Here is a 20,502-nt window from a genome sequence, read left to right as displayed (position 1 = left end):
CGCGTCTCCTCAGGCCTGGGCGTCGGCTTTGGGCTTGTAGTTGCTGACTTCGGCGATACGGGCCGACTTGCCGCGGCGATCGCGCAGGTAATACAGCTTGGCGCGGCGCACACGACCGCGGCGCACCACGGTGATCGAATCGATATTGGTCGAATACAGCGGGAACACCCGCTCGACGCCTTCGCCGAACGAGATCTTGCGCACCGTGAACGAGGCACCGATACCGCCACCCTTGCGCGAGATGACGACGCCTTCGTACATCTGGACGCGGGTGCGGGTGCCTTCGGTCACCTTGTAGCCGACGCGGACGGTGTCACCGGCCTTGAAATCGGGAATTTCCTTGCCGAGCGCAGCGATCTGCTCGGCTTCCAACTGGGCGATCAGGTTCATCGCTTTGGTTCCTCTTGTGGCTCGCGGTAGCCCCGCGATTGGTCTGATGCGCCCGAGAGCTGTCGGTCCTTTGCCGGGTCCACATGGGCTTGCCCATATGCCCGCCACAGGTCGGGGCGGCGTTCCTTGGTCAGCCTTTCGGCCATGTCGCGTCGCCATGCAGCAATAGCCGCGTGATTTCCGGACAACAGCACATCCGGTATCGCGCGGCCTTCCCACAGGGCGGGCTTCGTATACTGGGGATGCTCAAGCAGGCCTTCGGAAAAGGATTCCTCGGCCAGAGATTCCTGATTCCCCAGCACGCGCGGTATAAGGCGAACCGTCGCGTCGATCAAGACCTGCGCGGCCAGTTCGCCACCGGTCAGGACATAATCGCCGATGCTGATTTCCTCGACGGCATGGGCATCAAGCACGCGCTGATCCACGCCCTCGAACCGGCCGCAGATCAGCGTCATCCCCGGCCCCTGCGCCAGTTCGCGGGCGCGCGCCTGACAGAACGGCCGGCCGCGGGGCGACAGATAGATCACCGGCAGATCGCCCCCCGCCTCGCGCAGCGCCGCATCCATGACATCGGGGCGGATCACCATGCCGGCGCCACCGCCGGCAGGGGTGTCATCGACATTGCGGTGCCTGCCGATGCCAAAGGGGCGCAGATCCGTCGTGCGCAGGTTCCACAGCCCCTGGGCAAGGGCGCGTCCAGTCAAGGAAATGCCAAGAACCCCTGGAAAAGCTTCGGGAAAAAGGGTGATGACCTGCGCCGTCCAGGCACCGCGCACCTGCGGCTCCGCCATCAGGTCGCGCGGCTGGTTGCTGGCGCGGATGGTCAGCCGCCCGTGCGAGCGCGCCGCCGAAGGCGTCGGGTCGGTGGTCATTCCTCGCCCTCGTCGGGCGGGTCGGCGATGATGCGGCCTGCCGCGATGTCCACGGTGGGCACGAAGGCCCGGGTAAAGGGCAGCAACAGGGTCTGCTTGCGGCCCGGCCCGAAGATTTCAAGAATATCGCCCGCGCCATGGTCATAGATGGCGCGGACGGTGCCGATCAGTGCCCCGCCCGTGTCATAGACCGAAAGACCGATCAGATCGGTATGATAGAATTCGTCATCGGGCAGCTGCGGCAACCGGTCGCGATCGGCCCAGAGGGTAACGCCCTTGAGCGCCTCGGCCTGTTCTCGGGTCTCGACGCCCGACAGGCGGGCGCCCAGACCACCGGTCACCGGCCGGGTCAGCCGGACGGTGAAGCTGCGGCTGCCATCCTGGGACCAGAGCGGACCATATGCGGCAATATCATCGGGTTGCGAGGTAAAGCTTTTCAGCCTGACCTCGCCCCGGACGCCAAAGGCGCCGGCAATGGCGCCGACACAGATCCGCTCGGCCATGGCTTACTCGGCGGCAGGCTCGGCCGCGGCGGCTTCGCGGGCCGCGCGCTTGGCGGCGCGTTCCTTGGCGGCCTTGCCCGGTTCGCCCTTCTTCAGGTTCTTGCGCTCGGTCTTTTCCTTGACGCCGGCGGCTTCCAGGAAGCGGGCGACACGGTCGGTCGGCTGGGCGCCCTGGCTCAGCCAGTATTGCACGCGCTCGAGGTTCAGCTTGACGCGATCTTCCGAATCCTTGGCCAGCAGCGGGTTATAGGTGCCCAGCTTTTCCAGGAAGCGACCATCGCGCGGCATGCGCGAATCCGAGGCCACGATGGCGTAATGGGGGCGTTTCTTCGAGCCACCACGGGCCAGGCGGATTTTCATTGCCATTGTTCTTCTCCTTTTAAATGGCGGGGTTGACGGGAAAAGCTCCGCGTCAGGATTGAAAGGTCTCGTGATGCCGGATCACTTCGGCGATCACGAAGTTCAGGAATTTGCGCGCGAATTCCGGGTCCAGGTCGGCCTCGCGCGCGAGGCGTTCCAGCCGCTCGATCTGGGTTGCCTCGCGGGCGGGATCGGACGGCGGAAGGTTGTGTTCGGCCTTCAGGCGGCCGACGTTCTGCGTGTGCTTGAAGCGTTCCGCCAACGTATAGACCAGGATCGCATCCAGACGGTCGATGCTGGCGCGATGTTCCTTCAGCAGCTGCGCGGCGCGGGCGGTGGCATCCATCACGCGGTAAACTCCAGAACAGGGATTGCGGGCGGGGCGCATCGACCGGCATGGCCGGGCACGCCGGGCTGGCACTGGCCATGGGGGCGACGTGGGATCATGCAAATGCCTCTGCCGGATGGCGCCAGACCTGGCATGGCTCGGTGCCGGGATGGGCGGCGGCGGGGTCCGGCGTCGCGCCCAGGCGGCGTGCCAGGGCTGCCGAACGATGGTTCGCGGGCAGGATATAGCTGACGGCCGTGGTCCAGCCCAGCTTGCGGGCCGCAAATTCCCGCGCGGCCAGGGCAGCCTCTTGCGCGATGCCGCGACCCTCGACGGCGGGATCCCACAGCGTCCAGCCAAGTTCCGGTTCGGGCCAGCCGTCGGGAAACCATGGGCCCACGGCACCCAGGGCCGCGCCGCTGTCGCGTTCGGTCACGGTGAACATGCCAAAGCCGCGCAGCACCCAATGGCCGATGATATGGCCAAAGGCGCGCCAGGCCTGACCCTCGGCCCGCAGCGGCCCGCCAACCCAGGCCGCCCGCTCGCTGCGGGCGAAATCGCGCCAGACCGGCCAGTCAGCGGCCTGCGGCGCGCGCAGCACCAGGCGCGGCGTGGTCAGCACCGGCGTATCCGACAGCGTGACCACCTATTTCTTCCCGAACAGGCCCGACAGGCCGCCCGGCAGGTTCAGCCCGCCCAGCTGGCCGCCCAGCCCCTTGGGGTCTTGCAACATGCGCGTCGCCTCGGCCATCTTCTGCGGATCGACATTGGCCATGTCTGGCAGGCCGCCGCCGCGCCCGGTCATGGCGCGCATCGCCTGTTTCATCAGCCCGCCCTTGCCCATCTTGCCAAGCTTTTTCATGGTGTCGGCCATCTGCTTTTGCATTTTCAGAAGCTTGTTCAGCTCGGCCACGTCCATGCCGGCGCCGGCGGCGATGCGCTTCTTGCGGCTGGCCTGCAGCAGGTCGGGATTGGCGCGTTCCTTTTTCGTCATCGAATTGATCAGCGCGATCTGGCGGCGGATGGCACGGTCGTCAAAGCCGGCGGCCTCGGCCTGCTTGGCCATCTTGCCCATGCCCGGCATCATACCCATGATCGACTGCATCCCCCCCATCTTGAGCATCTGCTCAAGCTGGTTTCTCAGGTCGTTCATGTTGAACATGCCCTTCTGAAAGCGCTTCATCATGCGTTCGGCCTGTTCGACCTCCAGCACTTCCTGCGCCTTCTCGACCAGGGCGACGATATCGCCCATGCCCAGGATGCGGCCGGCGATGCGCTGGGCGTCGAACACCTCGATCGCGTCCATCTTTTCGCCCAGGCCGACAAAGCGGATCGGCTTGCCGGTGACGGCGCGCATCGACAGCGCAGCACCACCGCGGCCGTCGCCGTCCATCCGGGTCAGCACCACGCCGGTGATGCCGACCTTGCCATCGAACTCAGTGGCGACGTTCACGGCGTCCTGCCCGGTCAGACCGTCGACCACCAGCAGGGTTTCGCGCGGCTGCACCACATCGCGGACGGCCTGCACCTCATCCATCAGCACCTGGTCGATGTGCAGCCGACCGGCGGTGTCCAGCATGTAGACATCGTAACCGCCCAAGGTCGCCTGCTGCCTGGCGCGCCGCGCGATCTGGACGGCGTTTTCACCCGGCACGATCGGCAGCGTATCGACGCCGATCTGCTGGCCCAGGATCGCCAGCTGTTCCATCGCCGCCGGCCGGTTGGTGTCCAGCGAGGCCATAAGCACCCGCTTTTTCTCGCGATCCTTGAGGCGTTTGGCCAGCTTTGCGGTGGTGGTGGTCTTGCCCGAGCCCTGCAACCCCACCATCAGGATCGGTGCCGGCGGATTGTCGATGCGCAGCGCATCGGGGGCGCCCTCGCCCTGCAGCACCTTGATCAGCTCGTCATGAACGATCTTGACCACCTGCTGGCCCGGGGTGATCGATTTGGTGACCGCGGCGCCGGTGGCCTTTTGCGTCACCGCCTTGACGAAACTGCGCGCCACCGGCAGCGACACGTCCGCCTCAAGCAGGGCGACGCGCACTTCGCGCATCGCGGCGGTCACGTCATCCTCGGACAGGGCGCCCTGCTTGGTCAGCCGGTCAAAGACACCGCCCAGGCGGTCGGACAGGTTTTCAAACATCGGCGGCCCTCCGGTGGTTTGCCGTTCGGTTGCGGTTGCCCGAAAGCCGGGCGCAATAAGCAGTAACGCCCCCGTGGGCGCGACGCGCTGACGGGGGGCGATCCCCGACGAACGGGGACCGGAAGGCCAGACCTTCCGGGAATCCCAGCGCTGATACGCAAAAACGGCCCCCGAGTCAACGAGGGCCGTCTGCACATCCCTGCGGCCGCGATCAGGCGGCGATCTGTTCCAGCGCCTCTTGCGCCCGCGCCAGCCCGGCCTCGCGGTCCATGGCCAGGCGGTCGGCGGGCACGAACTCGACATCTGTAATGCCCATGAAGCCCAGCATGTGCCGCAGATAGCCCGAGGCAAAGTCGATGTCCGAACCCATCGGGGTGCCGGCAGCCGCATAGGCGACGATGGCGCGTTTGCCTTTCAGCAGTCCTTCCGGGCCATTTTCGGTATAGCGGAAGCTGACACCCGCCCGGGCAATCTGGTCCAGCCAGTTCTTCAACTGCGCGCTCAGCGTGAAGTTATAGACCGGCAGGCCGATGACCAGGACATCGGCCTGTTGCACTTCACGCAGGTAGGCGTCGGAAATGTCGATCAGGCGCTGCTGTTCGGGGGTAGGGTCTTGCGGAGCCAACCGCACCGCCTTGAACCATTCGGTGTCGATGGCGGGCACGCCCTGGTTCAGGTCGCGATAGGTGACGCGGGCTTCGGGATCGGCCGCCTTCAGGCGCGCAACGATCTGGGCGGTCAGCTTGCGCGAGACCGAGGCATCACCGGTAATGGCACTGTCGATATGCAGGATGTTCATGGGGGCTCCATTGGATTTCTCAGCTTGGGGCTGATTTAGGTCTTTGCATTTTCGAACTGAATAGCGATAAATGCGCAGTATCTGTGCAAGGATGCACATGCAGCCTGGAAGCTGGGACGATATTCGCATCGCGCTGGCGGTGGCGCGGCACGGCACTGTCAGCGGCGCCGCGGCGGCGCTGGGCATCCATCACGCAACCGTGATCCGCCGCATCGATGCGCTGGAGGATCAACTGGGGGCGCGGCTGTTTCAGCGCCACGCGCGCGGTTACACCCCGACCGAGGCAGGCCGCACGCTGATCGAGGCTGGCGGCGCCATCGACGCCCGGCTTGTGCAAATGGCGGCGCAGATCGCCGGGTCGGGGGACGAGGTCGCGGGCGACATCGTGGTGACGTCATTGCCCGAACTGGCCGATCTGGTCATGCCCCGGCTGGCGCCGCTGCTGCGAACTCATCCCGGATTGCGCCTGCGCTATCTGACCGACCCGCGGCTTTATCGGCTTGAAGCGGGCGAGGCGCATGTTGCCCTGCGCGCCGGCGCCCGCCCGACCGAACCCGATTATGTCGTCGCCCGGATTGCCCTGCTGCGCCCGCGTCTTTATGCCAGCCCCGACTATCTGGCCCGGCATGGCGCCCCGACCGGGGATCTCTCGGGGCACCGGTTTGTCCTGTCGGGGGCCGAGGCTCGCGCTGCACCGCATATGCGCTGGTTTCATGCGCAAAGCCCGGCGCCAGCCATCGCCATGATCAGCAATGATGCGGCGGCGCGGCTGGCCATGGTGCGCCAAGGGGTTGCGCTGGGATTTTGCCAGCAGGGCGGCCCTGACCTGATCGAGGTGATGGCGCTGCCGGAATGGGAATCACCCTTGTGGCTGGTTACACATGTCGATCTGCACCGCACCGCCAAGGTGCAGGCGGTGGTGCGCGCCCTGCGCGGATGATGGCCCTTTCGCGCCCGGCCGCGCTGGTCCAGACTGCCCTGACAGGAGGAGCCCATGACCGACCATCCCATCAGCCGCTTTCCCATTCCCGACCTTGACGACCTGCCGCCGGACATGGCCGAACGCATCCGCAAGGTGGCCGAGAAATCGGGCTTCGTGCCCAATGTATTCCTGGCCCTGGCGCATCGACCCGACGAGTTTCGCGCCTTTTTTGCCTATCACGATGCGCTGATGGATCGCGAAGGCGGGCTGACCAAGGCCGAGCGCGAACTGATCGTCGTCGCCACCTCGGGCCTGAACCAGTGTCAGTATTGCGTGGTGGCGCATGGCGCGATCCTGCGCATCCGCGCGCGCAATCCGCTGATCGCCGACCAGGTGGCGGTGAACTGGCGCAAGGCCGACCTGTCGGCGCGCGAATTCGCGATGCTGGCCTATGCCGAAAAGGTGGCGCTGAACGCCCAGCAGATCGGCGATGCCGATCACGCGGCCCTGCGCGAGGCCGGTTTCGACCAGGACGAAATCTGGGACATCGGCGCCATTGCCGCCTTCTTCGGCATGTCGAACCGGCTGGTCAATGCCGGCGACATCCGACCGAATGACGAATTCTACATGCTGGGCCGCAGCTAGGCCGCAGCACTTGCCTGCTGTCCGACACGGGTGCGGCGGCGTTCAGGCCGCCGCCTCGCGCGGTTCGACCAGGGCCACGATGTCCATCATGATCCGGTTCAGCTCGAAATCCTTCGGCGTATAGACGCGCGCCACCCCCATGCCCAGCAGCTTGGCCGCATCATCCTCGGGGATGATGCCGCCGACCACGACCGGCACATGGCCCAGCCCTGCCGCCCGCATCCGCGCCATCAGATCCTCGATCAGCGGCAGATGACTGCCCGACAGGATCGAGAGCCCGACGACGTGGGCCTGTTCCTCGGCGGCGCGGGCGACGATCTGTTCGGGCGTCAGGCGGATACCTTCATAGGTGATGTCCATGCCGCAATCGCGGGCGCGAAAGGCGATCTGCTCGGCGCCATTGGAATGGCCGTCAAGACCCGGCTTGCCGACCAGGAACTTCAGTCGCCGTCCCAGCCGCCGGCTGACCGCATCGACCGCCTCGCGGATCGGTTCCAGCCCTTCGGTGCGGTTCGACGGGCTTGGCGAAACGCCGGTGGGGCCGCGATATTCGCCATGCACCTGGCGCATCACCGCCGCCCATTCGCCGGTGGTCGCCCCCGCCTTGGCGGCCGCGATCGATGGCGGCATGACGTTGCGCCCGGTCTGCGCGGCATCGCGCAGCGCGACGAGCGCGGCCTCGACGGCCGCCTCGTCGCGGGTCTGGCGCCAGGCGATCAGCCGCGCAATCTGGTCCTGTTCCACCGCCGGATCGACGACCATGATGCCCCCATCGCCCGCCGTCAGCGGCGAAGGCTCGCCCTGCTGCCAACGGTTGACGCCAACCACCACGGTTTCATTGGCTTCGATGCGGTTCAGCCGCAGCGCATTCGATTCGACCAGCCGAGATTTCATGTATTCGATCGCGGCAATGGCGCCGCCCATCCGGTCCAGGGTTTCCAGTTCGGCCCGGGCGCCGGTCTTGAGCTCCTCGACCTTGGCGGCGATGGCGGGGTTGCCGTCGAAAAGATCCTCGTATTCCAACAGGTCGGTTTCATAGGCAACGATCTGCTGCATGCGCAGCGACCATTGCTGGTCCCAGGGCCGCGGCAGGCCCAGCGCCTCGTTCCAGGCGGGCAGTTGCACGGCGCGGGCGCGGGCGTTTTTCGACAGCACCACCGCCAGCATTTCCAGCAGGATGCGATAGACATTGTTTTCGGGCTGCTGTTCGGTCAGCCCCAGGCTGTTGACCTGCACCCCGTAGCGAAAACGGCGGTAACGTTCGTCCTCGATCCCGTAACGGTCGCGGCAGATTTCGTCCCACAATTCGGTAAAGGCGCGCATCTTGCACAGTTCGGTGACAAAGCGGATGCCGGCGTTGACGAAGAAGCTGATGCGCCCGACCATCGCCGGAAATTCCTGGGGGTCGACCTTGCCTTTCAGATCGTCCAGCACGGCGATCCCGGTCGCCAGGGCATAGGCCAGTTCCTGTTCCGGCGTCGCCCCCGCCTCTTGCAGATGATAGGAACAGACATTCATCGGGTTCCATTTCGGCAGATGCCGCGCGGTATAGGCGGCGACATCGGTGATCATCTTCAGCGATGGCCTGGGCGGACAGATATAGGTGCCGCGCGACAGGTATTCCTTGATGATGTCGTTCTGCACGGTGCCTTGCAGCCGCGAAACATCGGCGCCCTGCTCTTCGGCGACGGCGATATACAATGCCAGCAGCCAGGGCGCCGTGGCATTGATCGTCATCGAGGTGTTCATCTGTTCCAGCGGGATCTGATCGAACAGCGTGCGCATGTCACCCAGATGACAGATCGGCACCCCGACCTTGCCCACCTCGCCCCGCGCCAGGACGTGATCGCTGTCATATCCCGTCTGCGTCGGCAGGTCGAAAGCGACCGACAGGCCGGTCTGCCCCTTGGCCAGGTTGGTGCGATACAATGCGTTCGACTTGGCCGCGGTGGAATGTCCCGCATAGGTGCGAAACAGCCAAGGTTTGTCTTTCTGCGCCACGAAGCCACCTCGCAACAAAATTACGACAGGAACAGAGTTACCGTAACAATGATGCGGCGTCAATTCGCCGCGGCGCAGAAGTCGGCGCATCGCATCGCAGGTCCACCCCGGCAATCTGCGACATATAATTACAAATTAATTACGCTGAGTGTTGCAATGTTGCGTGCGCGGCATTACAACCAGGCTTGTAACCCGCGCTGATTCTGCGCCGCGGCACTGGGACGCGGACGGGATGCGAAGAATGAGGAAGACCGATGGCCTTGGACCAACCCACCCCGATCGCGCCATATGACGCGCCCGAAAAGGATCTGTACGAAATCGGCGAAATGCCGCCCCTGGGCTATGTGCCAAAGCAGATGTATGCCTGGGCCATTCGCCGCGAACGCCATGGCGAACCCGACAAGGCCATGCAGATCGAGATTGTCGACACCCCCAGCATCGACAGCAACGAGGTTCTGGTCCTGGTGATGGCGGCAGGGGTCAATTACAACGGCATCTGGGCCGGGCTTGGCGTGCCGATCAGCCCCTTCGACGGCCATGGAGCCCCTTATCACATTGCCGGGTCGGATGCGTCGGGCATCGTCTGGAAGGTTGGGGACAAGGTCCGCAACTGGAAAGTCGGGGACGAGGTCGTCATCCATTGCAACCAGGATGACGGCAATGACGAGGAATGCAACGGTGGCGATCCGATGTATTCCCCCACCCAGCGCATCTGGGGCTATGAAACCCCGGACGGCAGCTTTGCCCAGTTCACCCGTGTTCAGGCCCAGCAGCTGATGAAACGGCCGCGGCATCTGACATGGGAGGAATCGGCCTGCTATACCCTGACCCTGGCCACAGCCTATCGCATGCTTTTCGGTCACGAACCGCATGAGCTGAAACCGGGAATGAACGTGCTGGTCTGGGGCGCCTCGGGCGGGCTTGGCTCCTATGCGATCCAGTTGATCAATACGGCCGGCGCCAATGCCATCGGGGTGATTTCCGAAGAGGACAAGCGCGACTTCGTGATGAGCCTGGGCGCCAAGGGCGTCATCAACCGCAAGGATTTCAAATGCTGGGGCCAGCTGCCCAAGGTCAACACCCCGGAATACAAGGAATGGTTCAACGAGGTGCGGCGCTTCGGCAAGGCGATCTGGGACATCACCGGCAAGGGCAACAACGTCGATATCGTCTTTGAGCATCCGGGCGAGGCGACCTTTCCGGTCAGCACCTTCGTCTGCAAGAAAGGCGGCATGGTCGTGATCTGCGCCGGGACCACCGGCTTCAACTGCACCTTTGACGTGCGCTACATGTGGATGCACCAGAAACGCCTGCAAGGCAGCCATTTCGCGCATCTGAAACAGGCCAGCGCCGCCAACAAGCTGATGCTTGAGCGCCGCCTTGATCCCTGCATGTCCGAAGTCTTTCCCTGGGCGGAAATCCCGGATGCGCACATGAAAATGTATCGCAACCAGCACAAGCCCGGCAACATGGCGGTTCTGGTGCAGGCGCCTGTGACCGGCCTGCGCACCTTCGAGGATGCGTTGGAGGCCGGCCGCCGCTAGGCCTGCAACCATGGCAGCCGCCCGGCGGGAAGGACGCCGGGCGGCTTTCATTTGTGCATGTTTCCGATCTTGTGATTATAGATTTCATGTAAAATCTCAAGTCACTGATTCATATGGTTTTAAATCCCGCAATCGATGCGCGGTGACTGTTTTTCGGGCAGATTGCCCGTTTCGTGAACTTTCTGCATTCAAATTGCCCTGATTTCGGGCTAGCTGCGCCATAGACCAACCGAGGGATTTCAAGACATGGCGCAGATCGACGACAAACTGGCCCCCATCTATGAAGAGGTGGTCCGCCGCAACGCCGGCGAACCCGAATTTCACCAGGCTGTGCGCGAGGTGCTGGAAAGCCTGGGCCGCGTCGTCGCCAAGCGCCCCGATTATCTGGAAGACGCGCTGATCGAACGCATTTGCGAGCCGGAACGCCAGATCATCTTTCGCGTGCCCTGGACGGACGACAAGAACCAGGTCCGGATCAATCGCGGCTTCCGGGTGCAATTCAATTCGGCCATGGGCCCCTACAAGGGCGGCCTGCGGTTCCATCCGTCGGTCAACGTCGGGATCATCAAGTTCCTGGGTTTTGAACAGACATTCAAGAATGCGCTGACCGGGCTGCCCATCGGCGGCGGCAAGGGCGGGTCGGATTTCGATCCCAAGGGCCGGTCCGATGCGGAAATCATGCGCTTCTGCCAAAGCTTCATGACAGAGCTGTATCGGCATCTGGGCGAATATACCGATGTCCCGGCCGGCGACATCGGCGTGGGCGCGCGCGAAATCGGCTACATGTTCGGCCAATACAAGCGCCTGACCAACCGCTACGAGGCGGGCGTGCTGACCGGCAAGGGGCTGTTCTATGGCGGCTCGCTGGCCCGCAAGGAAGCCACCGGTTACGGCAACACATATTTCACCCGGGCCATGCTGCAAACGGCGGGCACCGATTTCGACGGCAAGACCGTGGTGGTCTCGGGCTCGGGCAATGTGGCGATCTACACGATCGAAAAGGTCCAGTCCTATGGGGGCAAGGTCGTCGCCTGTTCGGACAGCTCGGGCTATGTCGTGGACGAAAACGGGATCGATCTGGACCTGCTGAAGGAAATCAAGGAGGTCCGCCGCGGCCGCATCGCCGAATATGTGCGGATGCGCGGTGACGGCACGTATTTCGTGAAATCGGGCGAAGGCAGCATCTGGGACGTGCCCTGCCAGGTCGCCATGCCCTCGGCCACGCAGAACGAACTGACCGGCCGCGATGCCGCGACGCTGATCAAGAACGGCGTGATCGCGGTGGGCGAAGGCGCCAACATGCCCTCGACCCCCGAGGCGATCCGCGCCTTCCAGCAGGCCGGCGTCAAGTTCGGCCCCGGCAAGGCGGCCAATGCCGGCGGCGTTGCCACCTCGGCGCTCGAAATGCAGCAGAACGCCTCGCGCGATCGCTGGAGCTTCGAGCAGACCGAGGCCCGCCTGGCCAAGATCATGCACGACATCCACGACGCCTGCTACAGCACCGCCGAAGAATTCGGCGCGCCGGGCGATTATGTGATCGGCGCGAATATCGCGGGCTTCGTCCGCGTGGCCGAACCCATGCGTGCCTTTGGCGTGATCTGATCGCGGCGCGGGCCGGTGGATGCCGGCCCGCCCCACGCCGCGCTTGCGGCATCGGGCTTGCCAGCCATGCCGGCGGCGGCTAATCCAGCGCCATGCAATCCGGTCCGGCCCAGCCATGCTGATCTTTGTCGAGGCGCGCCTTGTGCTTCTGGCGGTGCCCAAGACCGGCACCACCGCGCTGGAACAGGTTCTGGCGCCGGATGCCGCCATCGTGTTTCGCGCCCGGCCGGAAATCAAGCATCTGACCTTGCGGCAATATCTGCAATCGGTCCAGCCGCTGCTGCGTCCGCTGGGCGGGCGGCCTTTTCAGACCGTGGCGGCGATCCGAGAGCCGCTGGACTGGCTGCGCAGCTGGTATCGGTTCCGGGCGCGCGATGCGGTCATCGGCCATCCGAACAGCACCGCCCGCGTCAGCTTCCAGACCTTTGTCGAGGATTACCTGCGCGAAGGCGACCGCCCCGCCTATGCCCGGCTGGGCCGGCAGTCGCAGTTCCTGGCCGGTCCCGACGGGCAGCCGGCGATCGACCATCTGTTCCGCTACGAATCGATGCCGGCGCTGGCCGCGTTCCTGGCGCAGCGGCTGGGGCGCAACATCGACCTGCCGCGGCTGAACGCCTCGCCCCCGGCGCATACCGATCTGCCCCCCGAGGTCGAGGCGCGGCTGCGCCGCGAGCTGGCCGCCGAATACGACCTGTGGCAGCAGGCGCGTCAGGCGCCGTAAAGCGCCCGCGCCCGATCCTCGAACGCGCGCACGATCCGGGCCATGGCCTCGGCAAAGACCACGCCGATCACCTTGGCCAGGATGGCGTTGCGAAACTCGAAATCCACAAAGAAATCGACCGCGCAGCCGCCCTGGGGCAGATCCTCGAACCGCCAGCCGCTTTTCAGATAGCGAAACGGGCCGTCCAGATATTCGGTGTCGATGCGGTGCTTCTGCGGCCAAAGCGTGACGCGCGAACCGAAACGTTCGCGGAACACCTTGAAGCTGATGACCAGATCGGCCTCGACCACCTCGGACCCGTCCGGGCCGGGTCGGCGCGAGCGGATGCGCGCGGCCGTGTTCCATGGCAGAAATTCGGGGTATCTTTCGATATCGGCCACCAATGCATACATCTGATCGGCGGTATAGGGCAGATTGCGATTGTCGTGATGCTGCGGCACGGGAACGTCCCAAAGGCGGTATCGAGTCGCGCACAGCACTAGCAGGGGAACGGACACATGAACAACCTCATCTGGCTGTTGCGGGCATCCCGTTGGGCCAGGAACCCGCCCAGCGCGCGGCGGGTCATGCTGGTTCTGGCCATCGTCGCGCTGGGTCTGGGTCTGGTGGCGCTGGAACATTTCGGCCTGTGGCCGGAATGGGCAACGCTGGATACGGGCCGGGGCGGCCCCCGCCTGCCCCGCCCGTAAGCGGCCGGAACGGCGCGCCGCTCAGAACCCCATCGCCTTGAACGAATCGCAATCCGCCAGCGCGCCCGACCGGAACCCGCGGGTGAACCATTCCTGACGATCCGCGGCCGAGCCATGGGTAAAGGCATCGGGCATCGGCGCGCGCCCGGCCTTTTCCATCAACGTATCGTCGCCCACCGCGGCGGCGGCGTTGATCGCCTCGCGGATGTCGCCTTCGTCGATGCTGTTGAACTGCTGGCTGGCATGATGCGCCCAGACGCCGGCAAAACAGTCGGCCTGCAATTCAGTCGCCACCGAGATACGGTTGGCCGAGACCTGATCGGTCTGCTGTCGCGCCTGCATGGTCTGGCCCAGGATGCCCAGCAGGTTCTGGACATGGTGGCCGACCTCATGCGCGATCACATAGGCATAGGCGAAATCGCCGCCCGCCCCCATCTTCTGGCTCATGGTCGCGAAGAAATCCGTGTCCAGATAGACCTTGCGGTCGTTGGGGCAATAGAACGGCCCCATCGCGGATTGCGCCGTGCCACAGGCCGATTGCACGATGCCCGAGAACATCACCAGTTGCGGGTCCAGATAATCCTGTCCCGCCTGATCGGGCAGAACGCGGGCCCAGACCTCTTCGGTATCGGCCAGCACCACCGACACGAACTGGCCCGACTCACGTTCGGCCTGGGTCAGTTCGCGCGGCTCGCCCGATTGCTGGCCGCCATCGATCGCACCCACGATGGGCGAAATGTCGATGCCAAAGAAATACCCGACCGCCAGGATCGCCAGCATCCCGACGATACCGACACCGCCCGCACCCGCGCGCCCCATGCCGCGCCGATCCTCGACATTGCGGCTGCCCCGCCTGCCACGCCACTCCATCGCCACCCCCCTGGCCGAATGTGCTGCCTGCGGCCAGCATGGGCCGAAAGCCATCGCCACGCAACGGCCTCGCGGGGTTGACAGTTCCCTGCCCCGCCGTCAGCAAGGCGACCGTCATTGCAAGGCAGGAGGCAGGCATGTTCGACTGGGTGGTCTCGACCATCGAAGGCTGGGGTTACCTGGGCGTTTTCCTGCTGATGGTGGCCGAAAACCTGTTCCCGCCGATCCCGTCCGAGGTCATCATGCCGCTGGCTGGATTCCTGGCCGGCCGGGGCGATCTGTCGCTGAGCCTGACCGTGATCGTCGGCACCGCCGGCTCGGTCCTGGGCACGCTGACATGGTATTATGTCGGCAAGGCGATCGGCGAGGCGCGACTGAAGCGCTGGGCCGCCAGACACGGCCGGCTGCTGACCGTGTCGCCCGCGGACATCGACAATGCGCGGGCATGGTTCGACCGCCACGGGGCGGCGGCGGTGTTCTTCGGGCGGATGATCCCGGCGATCCGCACGCTGATCTCGGTCCCGGCGGGCTTGTCGGCGATGCCGTTCTGGCGATTTCTGGCCTATACGGTGCTGGGTTCGGCGCTGTGGACGGGGGTGCTGACCTTCGCCGGGCTGGTGCTGCACGAAAACTATGCCCGGGTCGCGGATTATGTCGATCCGCTGTCCAAGCTGGTCGTTCTGGCGGTGGTGGTGATCTATGTCTATCGCGTGATCACCTGGAAACCGCATTGAGTTCACACGATTGGCACTTGCCGGGCCGGTCGCCGGGGCATAACCCGTGGTCATGACCGGATTTTCACCCCCACTGTCTGCATTGCTGGCCGCGGCCGGATCGGCGCTGCTGCTGATGGCGGCGCTGACCTTTCAGGCACTGGGCTATGCGCCCTGCGAATTGTGCATCCTGCAACGCTGGCCGCATCTGGTCGCGGTTGGCGTCGGGGTGCTGGTGTGGTGGCTGGGCTGGCGGCGCTGGCTGGTGGCGCTGGGCCTGCTGGCGGCGCTGACAGCGACGGGGCTGGCCATCTATCACGCCGGGGTCGAACTGAAGCTGTGGCTGGGGCCGCAGCACTGTTCGGGCGGGGTTTCGGGACTGGCGGGCATGTCGACGCAGGATCTGATGCAGGCGATCAATGCCGCCCCCATCGTGCGCTGCGATGACATCGCCTGGAGCTTTCTGGGTATCTCCATGGCCGGCTGGAATGCCATCTGTTCGGCGGCGCTGTCGGGGCTGTGGCTGGCCTCGCTGCGCGGACGCAGCAGCGCGGCCGGGGCCTGGTAGGCGCAAGAACCCTTTTCCGCCGGCGCCGGCCGCCCGTCAAGATTGCGTCCAAGACAGGTATGGGCTAGACCCGTTGCCAACAAGATCTTGAGGATTTTCCGTGGCTGACATCCCCGAAAACGACGACGACACCCCGGAGACCGATGCCGGCGAGCGTGCGGTCATGCCCCATGACGGTCCCGTCATCGACATCGCCAGCGAAATGCGCTCGTCCTATCTGGATTATGCGATGTCTGTCATCGTCAGCCGGGCCATTCCCGACCTGCGCGACGGGCTGAAACCGGTCCACCGCCGGGTGCTTTTCGCCATGCACGAAACCGGCAACACCCATGACAAGCCCTATCGCAAATCGGCCCGCCCGGTCGGCGATACCATGGGTAAGTATCACCCGCATGGCGACGCCTCGATCTATGACGCGCTTGTCCGGATGGCGCAGGATTTTTCCATGTCGCTGCCGCTGCTGGACGGCCAGGGCAACTTCGGTTCCATGGATGGCGATAACGCCGCCGCCATGCGCTATACCGAGGTGCGGATGGACAAGCCCGCCGCCTATCTGATGATGGACATCGACAAGGACACGGTCGATTTCCAGGACAATTACGACGGCAAGGATCGCGAACCGACCGTTCTGCCGGCGCGGTTTCCCAACATGCTGGTCAATGGCGCCGGCGGCATCGCCGTGGGCATGGCGACCAACATCCCGCCCCACAACCTGGGCGAGGTGATCGATGCCACGCTGGCGCTGATCGAAAGCCCGGACCTGCCCACCGAACGGCTGCTGGAAATCGTGCCCGGTCCCGATTTTCCCACCGGGGGTGTGATCCTGGGCCGCTCGGGCATCCGCAAGGCCTATCTGGAAGGCCGCGGCAGCGTCATCATGCGCGCCAAGACCCGCATCGAACAGGGCCGAAACGGTCGTCAGATGATCGTGCTGGACGAAATCCCCTATCAGGTGAACAAGGCCAACCTGATCGAGAAGATCGCCGAGCTGGCCAAGGAAAAGCGCATCGAGGGCATCGCCCATGTGCAGGACGAATCCGACCGCAACGGCGTGCGTGTCATCATCGAGTTGAAGCGCGACGCCACCGCCGAGGTGGTGCTGAACCAGCTGTTCCGCTTTACACCGATGCAGACCAGTTTCGGCTGCAACATGCTGGCGCTGAACGGCGGCCGGCCAGAGCAGCTGACGCTGCGCGACTTTCTGACCCATTTCATCAGCTTCCGCGAGGAAGTCGTCGCCCGGCGCACCGCGTTCGAGCTGCGCAAGGCGCGGGAACGGGCGCATGTCCTGTGCGGCCTTGCCGTGGCGGTCAGCAATGTCGACGAGGTGGTGGCGACCATCCGCAGTTCGGCCGATGCCGCCGAGGCCCGCGAAAGGCTGATGGCGCGGCGCTGGCCGGCACATGAGATCGTCGAATACCTGCGGCTGATCGACGATCCCCGCCACCCGGTCAATGACGACGGCACCTACAACCTGTCCGAAACCCAAGCCCGCGCCATTCTGGACCTGCGCCTGCAGCGCCTGACCCAGCTGGGCGTGCAAGAGGTCACGGACGAGTTGAAAACCCTGGCCGACGCCATCCGCGACTATCTGGCGATACTCGCCTCGCGCGAACGGATCATGCAGATCATTTCCAGCGAACTGCGCGAGGTCAAGGATCTGTTCGCCGTGCCGCGGCGCACCGAGATCAGCGACTGGGCCGGCGATCTGGACGACGAGGATCTGATCGAGCGCGAGGACATGGTGGTGACCATCACCTCGGGCGGCTATATCAAGCGCACCGCCCTGGCCGAATTCCGCGCCCAGCGCCGTGGCGGCAAGGGCCTGTCGGGCATGGCCACCAAGGAAGACGACGTGGTGACGACCCTGTTCGTCGCCAACACCCACACCGAACTGCTGTTCTTTACCACCGACGGCATGGTCTATCGGCTCAAGACCTGGCGGCTGCCGCTGGGCGGACGCACCGCCAAGGGCAAGGCGATGGTCAATATCCTGCCCATCGACAGCGGCGTGTCCATCGCCGCCCTGATGCCCGTCGATGCCCCGGAAAAGGACTGGGACGATTATCAGGTGATCTTTGCCACCTCGGATGGCGATGTGCGCCGCAACGCGCTTTCCGATTTCGCCAATGTCCGCGCCAATGGCAAGATCGCGATGAAGCTGCCCGAGGGGGTCGAACTGGTCGGCGTGCGCATGGCGACCGAAGCCGACGACGTGATGCTGGTGACCGCCCAGGGCCGCGCGATCCGTTTCCCGACCACAGATGTGCGGGTGTTCAAGGGCCGCGATTCGACCGGGGTGCGCGGCATCCGGCTGGCCGCAGGCGATCGCGTGGTCAGCATGTCCGTCATCCGCCATTTCGAGGCCGATCCCGCCGAACGCGCCGCCTATCTGAAGATGCGTCGCGCCGTGGCCGGCGCGCTGGATGACGGGGCCGAGATTGACGAGGACGAGGAAATCGTCGCCGAAGGCAGCATCACCCAGGAACGTTATGCCGAAATGTCGGCGGCCGAGGATATGATCCTGACCATCACCGCCCGCGGTGCCGGCAAGATCAGCTCGAGCCACGATTACCCGGTTCGCGGCCGCGGCGGCCAGGGCGTGATGGCCATGGACAAGGCCATGCGCGGCGGCCCGCTGGTCGCCAGCTTCCCGGTCGAGCTTGACGATCAGGTGATGCTGGCGACATCGACCGGCCAGTCGATCCGGGTGCCGGTTGACGGCATCAGCTTCCGGTCGCGCTCGGCCGGCGGGGTGCGGGTGTTCAACACCGGCGAGGGCGAAACCGTGGTCTCGGTCGCCCGCATCGCCGAGAACGGCGAGGAGGACGCCGAAGAATGATCGCCGGCGCTGTGGTCGCGCTATTGGGTCGTTGCCGTTGCCGCCGCAGGTTGGCGGCGCCCGGACACGGGCAATACGCAACATGACCGGGGGCGACCGCCAGCTGGCAGAAAGGTTGCAGACCGGCTTTCTCGGTGTCATTGCCTTTGGCCTGGTGCTGGCGTTGCTGGTGCAGGCTCGGTTCATCCTGATCTGTCTGGTGTTTGCGATCATCATCTTTTCGCTGACCTCGGACGCGATTTCGGCCTTTGCCCGCCTGCGGGTGCCGAACTGGCTGGCGACCGCATTGGCGTTGCTGGCCATCGGCATCGGCCTGCTTTGGGCAGCAACCGCAGTGGTGGCGCAGATCAACGAAGTGGTCTCGACCTCGATCAGCTACGCCGATCGGGCGCAGGCGGCGCTGGCGCGGCTCAGCCAGCGCTGGGGACCACAGGTGCAAGAGGCGATCGGCACCTTCCTGGGCAATATCGATTTCGCCGGCTGGCTGCGTTCGGCGGCGGCACAGGCTTCGAACCTGATTTCGGGATCGGTGCTGACGCTGACTTTCGTCGGCTTCATGTTCAGCGAGCGCGTATGGTTCCCCATCAAGATCGAGAGGCTTACCCGCAACCCCGACGATGCGCGCCAGATCCTTGAAACCATCCATCGCATCATGCGGCGGGTGAACCGCTATCTGGTGGTCAAGGCGGCAATCAGCGCCGTCACCGCCGCCCTGATCTGGACCATCTTCAGGCTCTGGGGTCTGGAGCTGGCCGGGGCGGTGGCCATGCTGACATTCGTGCTGAACTTCATCCCGGCCCTGGGTTCGATCATCGCAACCGTGCTCAGCGTCGCGATGGTGCTGGCCCAGACCGGTGATCCGACCACCACGCTGGCAGTGGGCGGCGCGGTCGCAGGCGTCCAGTTCGTCATCGGCAATATCCTGGACCCGATGCTGCTGGGCCAGACGCTGCGGCTGTCATCCTTTGGAATCGTGCTGTCGCTGGCGTTCTGGGGCGCGGTCTGGGGAATTGCGGGCACGTTCCTGGCCGTGCCGATCATGGTGGGCGTGATGATCGTCTGCGCACAGATTCCCTGGCTGCGGCCGGTCGCGATCATGCTGTCGCAGGAAGGCGTGCCCGAGGCCGATCCCCCCGGCCCCGCCCGCGGCTAGGTTGCGTACTCATTAAGGGGCTTCTCTGCCCGCATGTTGTGTGATTCACTGTCTCCCGAACAGGAGGCGGTGATGGCACGTTTCGATCTGACGGAGTTCGAGTGGGGGGTTGATCCAGCCGCTTTTGCCCAACAAGCCGCGCGGGGTGGCGCGGGTGGATGACCGGCGCGTGCTGAACGGCATCTTCTGGGTACTGAGAACGGGCTCGCCATGGCGCGACCTGCCCGAGCGTTACGGCCCCTATACGACCGTCTACAACCGCTTCAACCGATGGGCCAAGGCGGGGGTCTGGGGTCGGGTCTTCGAAACGCTTGCCGAAAAGTCGCCCGACAGCCTGCAGTTCATCGACAGCTCGATCGTCCGCGCCCATCAGCAGGCGGCGGCGCAAAAAGGGGGGCGGATCACGCCCTTGGCCGTTCTCGTGGCGGATTGAGCACCAAGATCAATGCCATGGTCGATCATCGCGGCTTGCCGCTGGCGATCACGCTGTCGCCCGGGCAGGCTTCGGACAAGGCCGCCGTGGCCGAGCTGCTGGCCGCCCACCCCGCGCCGGGGGACGTGGTGGCCGACCGCGGATACGACGCCCGGGCCGTCCTGGACCTGATCGCAGCCCGGGGCGGGCGCGGCCACATCCCGACCCAGCTAGACCGCAAGGTGCAGCGCTCGGTCGCTCCGGACATCTATCGCCAGCGCAACCTTGTCGAGCGGTTCTTCAACAAGCTCAAACACGTCCGTAAGATCGCCACCCGCTACGAGAAGTCCGCCCGAAACTACCTCGCCGCCGTCCTCATCGTCTGCTCCTGTCTCTGGGCAAGACATTATGAGTCCGCAGCCTAG

At 65.0% G+C, this 20,502-nt stretch carries 21 protein-coding genes and 1 pseudogene; 11 read left to right on the top strand and 11 right to left on the bottom strand.

Annotated features, from left to right (window positions below):
- Positions 1-9 precede the first annotated feature (9 nt).
- From rplS to GB880_RS08115, 8 genes are all read right to left on the bottom strand, one after another.
- Positions 10-390 carry a 50S ribosomal protein L19 gene (gene rplS / locus GB880_RS08150; RefSeq protein ID WP_154493197.1) on the bottom strand — a complete coding sequence of 127 codons (381 nt, stop codon included), beginning with the start codon at positions 388-390 and terminating at the stop codon, positions 10-12.
- Positions 387-1,262, bottom strand: coding sequence for a tRNA (guanosine(37)-N1)-methyltransferase TrmD (gene trmD, locus GB880_RS08145; protein WP_154493195.1), 876 nt, complete (start codon positions 1,260-1,262; stop codon positions 387-389). Before trmD ends, rplS begins: the two co-directional genes overlap by 4 nt.
- Positions 1,259-1,765, bottom strand: a complete 507-nt coding sequence (gene rimM, locus GB880_RS08140) for a ribosome maturation factor RimM (RefSeq protein ID WP_154493193.1) — start codon at positions 1,763-1,765, stop codon at positions 1,259-1,261. Before rimM ends, trmD begins: the two co-directional genes overlap by 4 nt.
- Positions 1,766-1,768: 3 nt before the next feature.
- On the bottom strand, positions 1,769-2,131 hold the full coding sequence (rpsP, locus tag GB880_RS08135; protein WP_154493191.1) for a 30S ribosomal protein S16: 363 nt from the start codon (positions 2,129-2,131) through the stop codon (positions 1,769-1,771).
- A 46-nt stretch (positions 2,132-2,177) separates the two neighbouring features.
- Positions 2,178-2,471 carry a chorismate mutase gene (locus tag GB880_RS08130; RefSeq protein WP_154493215.1) on the bottom strand — a complete coding sequence of 98 codons (294 nt, stop codon included), beginning with the start codon at positions 2,469-2,471 and terminating at the stop codon, positions 2,178-2,180.
- A gap of 97 nt (positions 2,472-2,568) precedes the next feature.
- Positions 2,569-3,099, bottom strand: coding sequence for a GNAT family N-acetyltransferase (locus GB880_RS08125; RefSeq protein WP_263467034.1), 531 nt, complete (start codon positions 3,097-3,099; stop codon positions 2,569-2,571).
- Positions 3,100-4,596: a signal recognition particle protein gene (gene ffh / locus GB880_RS08120; RefSeq protein WP_154493189.1), complete on the bottom strand. Its 1,497-nt coding sequence runs from the start codon at positions 4,594-4,596 to the stop codon at positions 3,100-3,102.
- Between the two features lie 211 nt (positions 4,597-4,807).
- Positions 4,808-5,395, bottom strand: coding sequence for an FMN-dependent NADH-azoreductase (locus GB880_RS08115; RefSeq protein ID WP_154493187.1), 588 nt, complete (start codon positions 5,393-5,395; stop codon positions 4,808-4,810).
- 97 nt (positions 5,396-5,492) lie between these two features.
- Here GB880_RS08115 and GB880_RS08110 point away from each other — a divergent pair, with 97 nt between their 5' ends.
- Together GB880_RS08110 and GB880_RS08105 are read left to right on the top strand one after the other, a co-directional pair.
- Positions 5,493-6,335 carry a LysR family transcriptional regulator gene (locus tag GB880_RS08110; protein WP_154493185.1) on the top strand — a complete coding sequence of 281 codons (843 nt, stop codon included), beginning with the start codon at positions 5,493-5,495 and terminating at the stop codon, positions 6,333-6,335.
- Positions 6,336-6,389: 54 nt separating this feature from the next.
- Complete coding sequence (locus GB880_RS08105; RefSeq protein ID WP_154493183.1) at positions 6,390-6,962, top strand: peroxidase-related enzyme; 573 nt, start codon at positions 6,390-6,392, stop codon at positions 6,960-6,962.
- A gap of 42 nt (positions 6,963-7,004) precedes the next feature.
- Here the strand turns inward: GB880_RS08105 and GB880_RS08100 are convergent, their stop codons facing one another.
- Positions 7,005-8,963 (bottom strand): protein meaA, encoded by a 1,959-nt coding sequence (locus GB880_RS08100; RefSeq protein ID WP_263467033.1) that lies wholly within the window; start codon positions 8,961-8,963, stop codon positions 7,005-7,007.
- A gap of 254 nt (positions 8,964-9,217) precedes the next feature.
- On the opposite strand from GB880_RS08100, the gene ccrA reads away from it, so the two are divergent.
- From ccrA to GB880_RS08085, 3 genes are all read left to right on the top strand, one after another.
- Positions 9,218-10,507 carry a crotonyl-CoA carboxylase/reductase gene (gene ccrA, locus GB880_RS08095; RefSeq protein ID WP_154493181.1) on the top strand — a complete coding sequence of 430 codons (1,290 nt, stop codon included), beginning with the start codon at positions 9,218-9,220 and terminating at the stop codon, positions 10,505-10,507.
- A 246-nt stretch (positions 10,508-10,753) separates the two neighbouring features.
- Positions 10,754-12,109, top strand: a complete 1,356-nt coding sequence (gdhA, locus tag GB880_RS08090; RefSeq protein WP_154493179.1) for an NADP-specific glutamate dehydrogenase — start codon at positions 10,754-10,756, stop codon at positions 12,107-12,109.
- Positions 12,110-12,224: 115 nt separating this feature from the next.
- Complete coding sequence (locus GB880_RS08085) at positions 12,225-12,830, top strand: gamma-glutamyl kinase (RefSeq protein WP_154493177.1); 606 nt, start codon at positions 12,225-12,227, stop codon at positions 12,828-12,830.
- Here the strand turns inward: GB880_RS08085 and GB880_RS08080 are convergent.
- Positions 12,818-13,222 carry a type II toxin-antitoxin system RatA family toxin gene (locus GB880_RS08080; RefSeq protein ID WP_154493209.1) on the bottom strand — a complete coding sequence of 135 codons (405 nt, stop codon included), beginning with the start codon at positions 13,220-13,222 and terminating at the stop codon, positions 12,818-12,820. The genes GB880_RS08085 and GB880_RS08080 overlap by 13 nt on opposite strands.
- A gap of 105 nt (positions 13,223-13,327) precedes the next feature.
- Here GB880_RS08080 and GB880_RS08075 point away from each other — a divergent pair, with 105 nt between their 5' ends.
- Positions 13,328-13,519 carry a hypothetical protein gene (locus GB880_RS08075; protein WP_154493175.1) on the top strand — a complete coding sequence of 64 codons (192 nt, stop codon included), beginning with the start codon at positions 13,328-13,330 and terminating at the stop codon, positions 13,517-13,519.
- A 21-nt stretch (positions 13,520-13,540) separates the two neighbouring features.
- Here the strand turns inward: GB880_RS08075 and ypfJ are convergent, their stop codons facing one another.
- Positions 13,541-14,389, bottom strand: coding sequence for a KPN_02809 family neutral zinc metallopeptidase (ypfJ, locus tag GB880_RS08070; RefSeq protein ID WP_154493173.1), 849 nt, complete (start codon positions 14,387-14,389; stop codon positions 13,541-13,543).
- Positions 14,390-14,526: 137 nt separating this feature from the next.
- Here ypfJ and GB880_RS08065 point away from each other — a divergent pair, with 137 nt between their 5' ends.
- The 5 genes and pseudogenes from GB880_RS08065 to GB880_RS08045 all read left to right on the top strand — a co-directional run bounded on the left by GB880_RS08065 (position 14,527) and on the right by GB880_RS08045 (position 20,502).
- Complete coding sequence (locus GB880_RS08065) at positions 14,527-15,123, top strand: DedA family protein (protein WP_154493171.1); 597 nt, start codon at positions 14,527-14,529, stop codon at positions 15,121-15,123.
- A gap of 52 nt (positions 15,124-15,175) precedes the next feature.
- Positions 15,176-15,670, top strand: a complete 495-nt coding sequence (locus GB880_RS08060; protein ID WP_154493168.1) for a disulfide bond formation protein B — start codon at positions 15,176-15,178, stop codon at positions 15,668-15,670.
- Between the two features lie 100 nt (positions 15,671-15,770).
- Positions 15,771-18,512: a DNA gyrase subunit A gene (gyrA, locus tag GB880_RS08055; RefSeq protein ID WP_263467031.1), complete on the top strand. Its 2,742-nt coding sequence runs from the start codon at positions 15,771-15,773 to the stop codon at positions 18,510-18,512.
- Positions 18,513-18,594: 82 nt separating this feature from the next.
- Complete coding sequence (locus GB880_RS08050) at positions 18,595-19,665, top strand: AI-2E family transporter (RefSeq protein ID WP_154493166.1); 1,071 nt, start codon at positions 18,595-18,597, stop codon at positions 19,663-19,665.
- A 72-nt stretch (positions 19,666-19,737) separates the two neighbouring features.
- Positions 19,738-20,502, top strand: a pseudogene (locus GB880_RS08045) (IS5 family transposase).

This window comes from Paracoccus sp. SMMA_5_TC (genome assembly GCF_009696685.2).
In the GTDB taxonomy this organism is placed as follows: domain Bacteria; phylum Pseudomonadota; class Alphaproteobacteria; order Rhodobacterales; family Rhodobacteraceae; genus Paracoccus.
This window is presented reverse-complemented; position numbering and strand designations above follow the sequence as displayed.

Bases quoted from the DNA above. Each gene is read 5' to 3' on its own strand.
- rplS (WP_154493197.1), bottom strand. From the start codon at position 390: ATGAACCTGATCGCCCAGTTGGAAGCCGAGCAGATCGCTGCGCTCGGC.
- trmD (WP_154493195.1), bottom strand. From the start codon at position 1,262: ATGACCACCGACCCGACGCCTTCGGCGGCGCGCTCGCACGGGCGGCTG.
- rimM (WP_154493193.1), bottom strand. From the start codon at position 1,765: ATGGCCGAGCGGATCTGTGTCGGCGCCATTGCCGGCGCCTTTGGCGTC.
- rpsP (WP_154493191.1), bottom strand. From the start codon at position 2,131: ATGGCAATGAAAATCCGCCTGGCCCGTGGTGGCTCGAAGAAACGCCCC.
- GB880_RS08130 (WP_154493215.1), bottom strand. From the start codon at position 2,471: ATGGATGCCACCGCCCGCGCCGCGCAGCTGCTGAAGGAACATCGCGCC.
- ffh (WP_154493189.1), bottom strand. From the start codon at position 4,596: ATGTTTGAAAACCTGTCCGACCGCCTGGGCGGTGTCTTTGACCGGCTG.
- GB880_RS08115 (WP_154493187.1), bottom strand. From the start codon at position 5,395: ATGAACATCCTGCATATCGACAGTGCCATTACCGGTGATGCCTCGGTC.
- GB880_RS08110 (WP_154493185.1), top strand. From the start codon at position 5,493: ATGCAGCCTGGAAGCTGGGACGATATTCGCATCGCGCTGGCGGTGGCG.
- GB880_RS08105 (WP_154493183.1), top strand. From the start codon at position 6,390: ATGACCGACCATCCCATCAGCCGCTTTCCCATTCCCGACCTTGACGAC.
- ccrA (WP_154493181.1), top strand. From the start codon at position 9,218: ATGGCCTTGGACCAACCCACCCCGATCGCGCCATATGACGCGCCCGAA.
- gdhA (WP_154493179.1), top strand. From the start codon at position 10,754: ATGGCGCAGATCGACGACAAACTGGCCCCCATCTATGAAGAGGTGGTC.
- GB880_RS08085 (WP_154493177.1), top strand. From the start codon at position 12,225: ATGCTGATCTTTGTCGAGGCGCGCCTTGTGCTTCTGGCGGTGCCCAAG.
- GB880_RS08080 (WP_154493209.1), bottom strand. From the start codon at position 13,222: ATGTATGCATTGGTGGCCGATATCGAAAGATACCCCGAATTTCTGCCA.
- GB880_RS08075 (WP_154493175.1), top strand. From the start codon at position 13,328: ATGAACAACCTCATCTGGCTGTTGCGGGCATCCCGTTGGGCCAGGAAC.
- ypfJ (WP_154493173.1), bottom strand. From the start codon at position 14,389: ATGGAGTGGCGTGGCAGGCGGGGCAGCCGCAATGTCGAGGATCGGCGC.
- GB880_RS08065 (WP_154493171.1), top strand. From the start codon at position 14,527: ATGTTCGACTGGGTGGTCTCGACCATCGAAGGCTGGGGTTACCTGGGC.
- GB880_RS08060 (WP_154493168.1), top strand. From the start codon at position 15,176: ATGACCGGATTTTCACCCCCACTGTCTGCATTGCTGGCCGCGGCCGGA.
- GB880_RS08050 (WP_154493166.1), top strand. From the start codon at position 18,595: ATGACCGGGGGCGACCGCCAGCTGGCAGAAAGGTTGCAGACCGGCTTT.